1 protein-coding gene is annotated in these 597 nt (G+C 65.8%); it reads right to left on the minus strand.

Going from position 1 to position 597, the window contains the following annotated elements:
* A partial coding sequence (locus tag ACODTJ_RS29190; RefSeq protein ID WP_488851731.1) for an IS3 family transposase occupies positions 1 to 597 on the minus strand: 597 nt, incomplete at both ends.

Here is a 597-nt window from a genome sequence, read left to right on the forward strand (position 1 = left end):
GATTTGAGGGCGAACTCGGCGGGCGTGATGTTGCCGAGGGCCGAGTGGGGTCGGTGGCGGTTGTAGTCCTCCTTCCATGAGGTGATGGCGCTGCGGGCCTCGGCAAGCGTCGAGAACAGCGTGTCGTTGAGGCACTCGTCCCGGAAACGCCCGTTGAAGCTCTCGACGAAGGCATTCTGCGTTGGCTTGCCGGGAGCGATGTAGTGCCATTCGACGCCGGTCTCCTGGCACCAGCGCAGGATCGCCATCGAGGTGAACTCTGTGCCGTTGTCGGACACGATCGTCCCCGGCCGGCCGCGCAAGCGAATGACGCCATCCAGTTCGCGAGCCACGCGCAGGCCCGAGAGCGAAGTGTCGGCGACGAGCGCGAGGCACTCGCGCGTATAGTCGTCGACGATGGCGAGCACCCTGAAGCGGCGACCGTCCGAGATCGTGTCGGAGAGAAAATCGAGGCTCCAGCGCGCATTGGCCCGATCAGGCACCAGCATGGGCCTGCGCGTGCCCAATGCCCGTTTGCGGCCGCCACGCCGGCGCACCTGCAACTTCTCCTCGCGATAGAGCCGCCGCAGCTTCTTCTGGTTCATCGCGATGCCCTGG

It is taken from the genome of Allobosea sp. FG18, from assembly GCF_057809495.1.